We start from the raw sequence: 6,169 nt of genomic DNA, 5'->3' as shown, positions 1-6,169 counted from the left end.
CGCAGGCGCCGCCTTGAACAAGAGAAGAAAGTCTGAACACACGCTCTGCGCTGTGGCTAGTGGTCGCCGGATCAGGGGTCGAGGAGGTCGGTGCCGTCGTGGCTACGGCTGGCCGGTAGTGGCTGGAGGGCGTCCGTGACGCGTACGGCGAACGCTGGGGTCATGAGTTGGTGGACCTGGCCGAGGGTGAGCCATTGAACGTCGCGAGCCTCGTCAGTGGGGTGCGGTTCGCCGTCCTGTGCGGTGCAACGGAAGACGAGGGCGACGACTGTGAGTTGCATGTTCTTGTAGACGCCGGTAAGTGGGCCGATGTTCACGGTCAAGCCGGTCTCTTCGAGGACCTCGCGGCGTAACCCTTGCTCGAAAGTCTCGACTGGTTCGAGTACTCCCCCCGGGATCTGCCAGTGACCGTTGTCGTGCCGCTGTATGGCGAGGATGCGCTCATCGGCGTCGAGGACGACGCCCGCAACACTGACGGAGTGCCCCATAGTCACGCGGAATGCTGTTCTCGGATCGGTTCGAACCTGACGGCGGCGATGGCCTTGTCGTCATGGCGTTTTGCCCGGGGAAGTTGCTGTCCGTCTGGATCGCGGTCCCGTTCCCATGTTCTGCACCGTTCGAGCAACTCGGCGAGGTCCTCGCGAGTGCTGGCGGCAATGCTCGGCCAGTCGTCGAGCCCCGTCGCTTCTATCGTGTTGTACGCGCCGTCCGTTGCGAGGACCGCCCATGGCGTCGCTTCGACAGGGCGAGTTGTCATGAGTGCGTGGTCGGCCGCGTTGGGTTCGGCTTCTGCGATCCAGTAGCCGTCCGGGGCGTTGCGATGTGTGGCCTGCTGGTTCTGTAGTTCGCGGAGGAGTTGCGCGTGGGTGTCGTCGTAGCCGGCACCGGCCCGGAGTCTCTCTTGGTAGTTGGACCGCGGGGTGAGGTCGAGACTGTCGATGCGGTCGTCGGTCATGGTCTCGTCCGGGAGGATGACGACGCTGTCGCCGAGCGCGAGAACATCCACTTCGTCGGCACGGCGACGCAGGATCAGTACCGTGCTCGACGGGGACGATCCGGGGGAGAGGTTGAGCTCGCCGGCGGTGCGGTCGATGGCCTCGGCCAGAACGGCTCGCAGGTGAGCGTCCGAGTCGCCGAGACCCGCAAGGATATTTCGACCGAGGTGGTCGGCGTAAGTGGCTGCCGGCACCGGAACCGGGACGAACGCTGAGGCACCGTCGAGCACCACCACCGCCTCGGTGGTGGTGAACACCTTGTCGGCGCTGTCCTCGATCGGGGGGAGTTGAGCCGTTGTCACGCGCATCCGTCACCACACGAACGGTCCGGCGGCGAGTTCGCTGCTGGTAATCGTGAGTGCCTGGTAGTCGGCTCGCACGATGAGCGAGCAGGGCTTGTCCCCAGCCGCGCTCACGACATCGCTGAGGTGGCTGGTGAGGTAGTGCGCGGCTCCGAGTGAGCCGATGCTGTGGATGCCCGCCACGTGGATAACCACCCGGTCGTCGATCCGGTGCCGCGCGATGTAGGCGAGGTCCGCGGATTCCGGCTGCGGTTCGTCAGACGGTGATCCGAATCGCTGACCCGTCGTCCGATGAGCGATCCACCATCGGCCGTCGGCCTGGGTGATGTCGAGCGCGGGGTCACGCGACAGAAGGTCGGCTCCGACGGGTGCGGACTTCGGCCCGCACACGACGATGGTGTCGCCGGCGGGGGGTTCAGTGGCGTCCGGTTCGAGTTGGTGCCGGTCGGTCACCGCGAACGAGAGGCCGTCAAGCAGGCGTTCGAGTTGATCGGCCGTGGCGCTGTCTTCAGCGGCGATCAGCGGGCGCTCTCGATCGGTCGTCTGGTAGCGCCATGGCACGCTGATACTGACTGGTCCGACGCCGAAGAACGCGCGCTCTCGCCGGGGCGCTGTGCTGCGAATCTGGGTCACGCGTCCCTTGGTGATGCCCAGTGCGGTGGCGATCTCGGTGTAGTTCATCCCCCGCACACGGTGGGCCTCCTCGATCGCTCCCTTGCGCAGGCGTGCGAGTTCTGTAGCCCGCTGCTGGTAAAGGACCAGCAGGTCAGACGCTCGCCGTCCTCGTCGGATGGGATCCGACTCGTGCTGCAGCGCCTCGAACTCGCTGTCGGTGTCCATGCCGGAAGTTTAGAGCCCCTTGACAGCTCACGCGACCCGCCCGTACCTTCTCGTTTAGACCCCCTCAACAACGGCAAACGACAGAGCGCTTCGGTGGTTTAGGGGGGATATACCAGCGAAGTGCCCGATCACGGAGGGCCTGATGGACAACATCCCGGTGAACCTGAGCGGCTATCGGCTGATGGTCACGGAGGAGCCGACCATGAAGATGCGGGAGAACAAGGCCGGCGAGATGGAGCCGGCCACTGACCGCGACGGGGTCGCGAAGTTCGTGGTGATGCTGTTCGCGAAGCCGCGGCCGGTGCAGGGGCAGCGCACGGGTAAGGGCGAGGAGATCAAGGTGACCCTCGTGGCCGACCCGGGCGAGGGGTTCGAGGAGGGCTCCTACGTCGAGCTGATCAACCCGATCCTGAACACCTACGAGATGCGGGGCGAGGACGGGCGGATCACGGCCTCGGGTGTGTGGTTCAAGGCCGACGGGCTCAAGCCTGCCGGTCCGTCGATTTCGTCGGCGCCATCGGCGGCCTGACGTTTCGTCGGTTTTTCCGGCCCTTCCCCTTCCCGTGGTGGGTGGCCCGTTCGAGTCGGGCGAGGGCGCTACTGCGGTGTTTGAGAATTCCAGAGTGAGCCGGTCTGTGCTTTTTTTCGCGCCGTGTGGTGGCGCGCCTTGGTCCCCGGTGTGCGCGTGACCGGGGGCTTTGGGGTCCTACCACGCGAGGTGTGGCAGGTGGACAACGTTCGGCGGTAACGGCGTCAGCGAATGCTGTCGCGGGAACGGGGGTGCTTTCGATGGGTGACGGCGTGTGCTGGTTCGACCCCTTCGGGGTCGGTACGGACAAGGCGGGTGAATGGTGATGGATCGATTTCTGGTCAATGTGTCGGTGGCGATTCTGGTCGGGGTCCTGCTGGTGGCTTCGCCGGTGGCGGGGGCGTCGGTGGTGCTGTTCGCGGCCTGGCTCGGGCTGCGGTCGCTGCTGGCTCGGTCCGGGGCGTTACGGGGTCCGACAACGACCGAGAAAGGGGTGTGAGTGGTGCAGATCGAGGCGGTGAATCGCCGGGCACGGGAGCGGTACGGATCGTTCGTCTCGGCGATGGACCTGGTGCTGGAGGCGCTGGAAGAGCTAGACCGCTTCATCGACCGGGTCGACGACGACCGGGTCGGCGAGGGGACGTGGTCGATGGCCACGCGGGAGGAGCTGCAGGGCTTGCGCCGGCGGGCGGTCGACGAGTTGGACCGGTTGCGGGCGAAGGCGAAGAAGTACGAGGCCGACCTCGTGTCGCGGGACTGGAGGGTCTGACGTGGCAGGTATCCAGCTCGACCGGGCGCTCGACAACGTGGACGCGGCGATGCGGCAGCTACGGACGGCGGTGCGCGGGGTTCCGGTGCGTCGGGAGGGGTTCAAGGACTCGCACGACGCGGTGGCCCGGGCGGTGGCGACGCTGACGGTGACGCTGTCGGACTCGCGCTCGGCCATCAAGGACTGACCAACCAAGCCATTCGGCATCGGGCCGGCCTTCGATCACCTCCTCGGCGGGGTGCGAGGGCCGGCCCTTTCTCGTGTGAGGAGGCAAGCAATGGGACGGACGTCGACACGACGTCGGGGCCGTGAGTTCCAGGCCGCGGTGTGGCTGGCCCGGCATCCGGGCAGCGTGCTCACGCCGGGGGCGGTGGCCGGCTCCGGGCTGGAACTGGGGTGGACCCCGACCGGGGGTGTGCTCGGTGGTGCGGCGCTCGGGCTGTGTGCCTGGTACCGGGGGCATCCGGACTCGTTCGACCGGTGGGCCGCTCCGTGGCTGCGGGCCTGGCGGCGGCGCTGGGTGCGCTACGTCGGCGCACGGTGGCGCAACATCGTCCGGGCCTGCGACCTGTACGAGACGCACCGGCGTACCGGTGAGGAGCTGTTCCCGCGGCTGCTGCGGGTGCGGTCGGCGACGGCGAACGTGGAGACGCTCTACGTCCGGATCGTTCCGGGCCAGCATGCCCGCCAGTTCGAGGCCAAGCTCCCGGAGCTGACGGAGGCACTCAAGGCTGAGCGGGTCGCGGTCGAGCGGGTCAAGCCGCTGGTGATCGCGCTGGTGGTGCAGCGGCGGGAGCCGTTCACCGAGGTCATCGACACGCCGGCGATGCCGCGGGACACCGACGCCGTCGACCTGACCGGGGTTTACGTCGGTGACGACGAGTACGGCGAGGATGTGCGGCTGTCCCTGCTCGGGCAGCACACGTTCGTGGCCGGCGCGACCGGGTCCGGCAAGAACAGCGTCCCGGCCGGTCTGCTGCGCGGGGTCGCTCCGGCGATCCGGGACGGGCTGGTGCGGGTGTGGATCTGCGATCCGAAGCAGCTGGAGTTCTCGGCGTTGGCTCCGATCGCGCACCGCTACGCCACCGATCCGGCGGAGTGCCGGGAGCTGATCGAGGACTTCGTCGAGGACATGCGGGCCACCCAGCGGACCGTGTCCGAGCGGGGCGGACGCAAGATCACGCCCTCGCCGGAGACGCCGGTGAACCTGCTGGTGCTCGACGAGTTGGGCGCGCTGCTGGCCTACGGGGAGCGCTCGGTGGCCTCCGAGATCAAGCGGTTCCTCGCGCTGGTGGGCTCGCAGGGCCGGGCGACCGGGCACTCGATGCTCGGCCTGGTGCAGGAGCCGACCAAGGACACCGTGCCGGTGCGGGAGCTGTTCACGGTGCGTCTGTGCCTGCGGGTCACCGACCGGGGGCATGTCGACATGGTGCTCGGGGACGGTGCCCGGGTGCGGGGCGCGCTGGCCGACGAGATCCCGAACGTGCCGGAGACCGCGGGGATCGGCTACATGGTCCGCCAGCGCACCCGGACGCCGGTGCGGTTGCGCACGGCCTACGTCGATGACGACGAGCTGACCGAGCTCGTCGAGTTCGCCTCCGCCGACGCTTCGGCCGACGGTGCGCATCTGCGGGCGGTGAGCTGATGAGTCAACGGGAGCAAGCGCGCGGGGAGCTGCTGCGGCTGCTGGCCCAGGCCTACGAGGTCTCGGCCGAGTGGAAGGACGCCGTGCTGCGGGACGTCGAGGAGCGCCTCGGCCTGTGGGGCGACCCGGACGCGCTGGAAGACACGCACGAGTACCAGGAGTGCACCGGCGTCGTCGACCAGATCCGGGACGTCTGGACCGAGGTTCGGCAGGCCGAGATCTGGCCTCGCCCCGCTGATCACTGACCCGAGGGCGGGTCACAACAACTGGGAGGGATTCATCGTGTGGCGTCTGGGATTCCGCGTGTGGCGGGCGGGGCTGGTGCTCAAGTACGGGCTGCCCGCGTTGCTGGTGCTGGTGCTGCTCTACCTCGCGCAGGGCCTGTCCCCGCTGTTTCTGACCGTGCTGTGCCTGCTCGGCCTCGTCGCCGGCGGGGCCTCGCTCGCGCTGCGGGAGTTCGAGGAGCGCGAGATCGGTCGGCCCGAGGGGCGGCGGCGGTGAGTACCGCGCCCGACAGACAGGAGGGACGTGCTGTGTCCACTACGGATCGTCGGCGGTGGTCGGCGGCGGGCGTGATCCGCGTGGTGGTGACGGTGGTGCTGGGCGGGATCGGCGCCGCGGCCGGGTTCAAGCACACCCATGACTGGGCCGTGCATCACGGCCAGACCGGGTGGCTGGCCTGGGCGGACGCGGTCGTCATCGAGGGCATGGCGGTCGTGGCCGGCTTCGAGATCCAGCGCGACCGGCAGCAGCAGGACGCGGGACTGCGGCCGCCCCGGCGGGTGACCTTCCCGGTGGTGGTGCTGGTGGTCGCGTTCGGGATCCAGATGGCCGCGCAGGTGGCCTTGGCGGAGCCGACGCCGGCCGGGTGGCTGTTGGCGGCGATGCCGGCCCTCGGCTTCCTCGTCGTGGTCAAGCTGCTGATGCGGCGTACCCACCTGCCCACGGTCGGGTCGGCGGACACCGCGGGCGCCCCGGCGGAAACGGCCTCGGTGGACGTTCCCCGGGAGCCCGAACCGGAGCCGGCGACCGAGCCGGCCATCCCGGCCGCCACCGAACCCGCGGCCGTCGACAGTGCGAGTGCGGCGG

11 protein-coding genes are annotated in these 6,169 nt (G+C 68.8%); 8 read left to right on the top strand and 3 right to left on the bottom strand.

Annotation, left to right across the window (positions count from 1 at the left end; translation table 11 throughout):
- Positions 1 to 71 precede the first annotated feature (71 nt).
- From SACHA_RS0108395 to SACHA_RS0108385, 3 genes are read right to left on the bottom strand one after another with little or no spacing between them, the layout of a single operon-like run.
- Positions 72 to 488 carry an NUDIX hydrolase gene (locus SACHA_RS0108395; RefSeq protein WP_039738410.1) on the bottom strand — a complete coding sequence of 139 codons (417 nt, stop codon included), beginning with the start codon at positions 486 to 488 and terminating at the stop codon, positions 72 to 74.
- A 2-nt stretch (positions 489 to 490) separates the two neighbouring features.
- Entirely contained in the window at positions 491 to 1,303 is an 813-nt protein-coding gene (locus SACHA_RS0108390) for a hypothetical protein (RefSeq protein ID WP_408640320.1), read from the bottom strand.
- Between the two features lie 3 nt (positions 1,304 to 1,306).
- Positions 1,307 to 2,137 (bottom strand): hypothetical protein, encoded by an 831-nt coding sequence (locus SACHA_RS0108385; protein WP_019808790.1) that lies wholly within the window; start codon positions 2,135 to 2,137, stop codon positions 1,307 to 1,309.
- Between the two features lie 142 nt (positions 2,138 to 2,279).
- Between SACHA_RS0108385 and SACHA_RS0108380 the strand changes: the two genes are divergently transcribed.
- The 8 genes from SACHA_RS0108380 to SACHA_RS25115 all read left to right on the top strand — a co-directional run.
- Positions 2,280 to 2,666 (top strand): hypothetical protein, encoded by a 387-nt coding sequence (locus tag SACHA_RS0108380; RefSeq protein ID WP_019808788.1) that lies wholly within the window; start codon positions 2,280 to 2,282, stop codon positions 2,664 to 2,666.
- A gap of 319 nt (positions 2,667 to 2,985) precedes the next feature.
- Complete coding sequence (locus SACHA_RS0108375; protein WP_019808786.1) at positions 2,986 to 3,165, top strand: hypothetical protein; 180 nt, start codon at positions 2,986 to 2,988, stop codon at positions 3,163 to 3,165.
- Complete coding sequence (locus SACHA_RS0108370) at positions 3,166 to 3,435, top strand: hypothetical protein (protein WP_019808783.1); 270 nt, start codon at positions 3,166 to 3,168, stop codon at positions 3,433 to 3,435.
- 1 nt (position 3,436) lies between these two features.
- Entirely contained in the window at positions 3,437 to 3,622 is a 186-nt protein-coding gene (locus SACHA_RS0108365; RefSeq protein ID WP_019808780.1) for a hypothetical protein, read from the top strand.
- A 90-nt stretch (positions 3,623 to 3,712) separates the two neighbouring features.
- Complete coding sequence (locus SACHA_RS0108360) at positions 3,713 to 5,080, top strand: FtsK/SpoIIIE domain-containing protein (protein WP_019808778.1); 1,368 nt, start codon at positions 3,713 to 3,715, stop codon at positions 5,078 to 5,080.
- On the top strand, positions 5,080 to 5,325 hold the full coding sequence (locus SACHA_RS0108355; RefSeq protein WP_019808776.1) for a hypothetical protein: 246 nt from the start codon (positions 5,080 to 5,082) through the stop codon (positions 5,323 to 5,325). The genes SACHA_RS0108360 and SACHA_RS0108355 overlap by 1 nt, the downstream gene beginning before the upstream one ends.
- A 37-nt stretch (positions 5,326 to 5,362) precedes the next feature.
- Positions 5,363 to 5,581, top strand: a complete 219-nt coding sequence (locus SACHA_RS0108350) for a hypothetical protein (RefSeq protein ID WP_019808774.1) — start codon at positions 5,363 to 5,365, stop codon at positions 5,579 to 5,581.
- A gap of 32 nt (positions 5,582 to 5,613) precedes the next feature.
- The coding region (locus SACHA_RS25115; RefSeq protein WP_232211841.1) for a DUF2637 domain-containing protein at positions 5,614 to 6,169 on the top strand (556 nt) is incomplete at its 3' end.

The organism is Saccharomonospora halophila 8 (assembly GCF_000383775.1).
Lineage (GTDB): Bacteria > Actinomycetota > Actinomycetes > Mycobacteriales > Pseudonocardiaceae > Saccharomonospora > Saccharomonospora halophila.
Note: the sequence above shows the minus strand (reverse complement) of the source record. Positions and strands in the feature narration are given on the sequence as shown.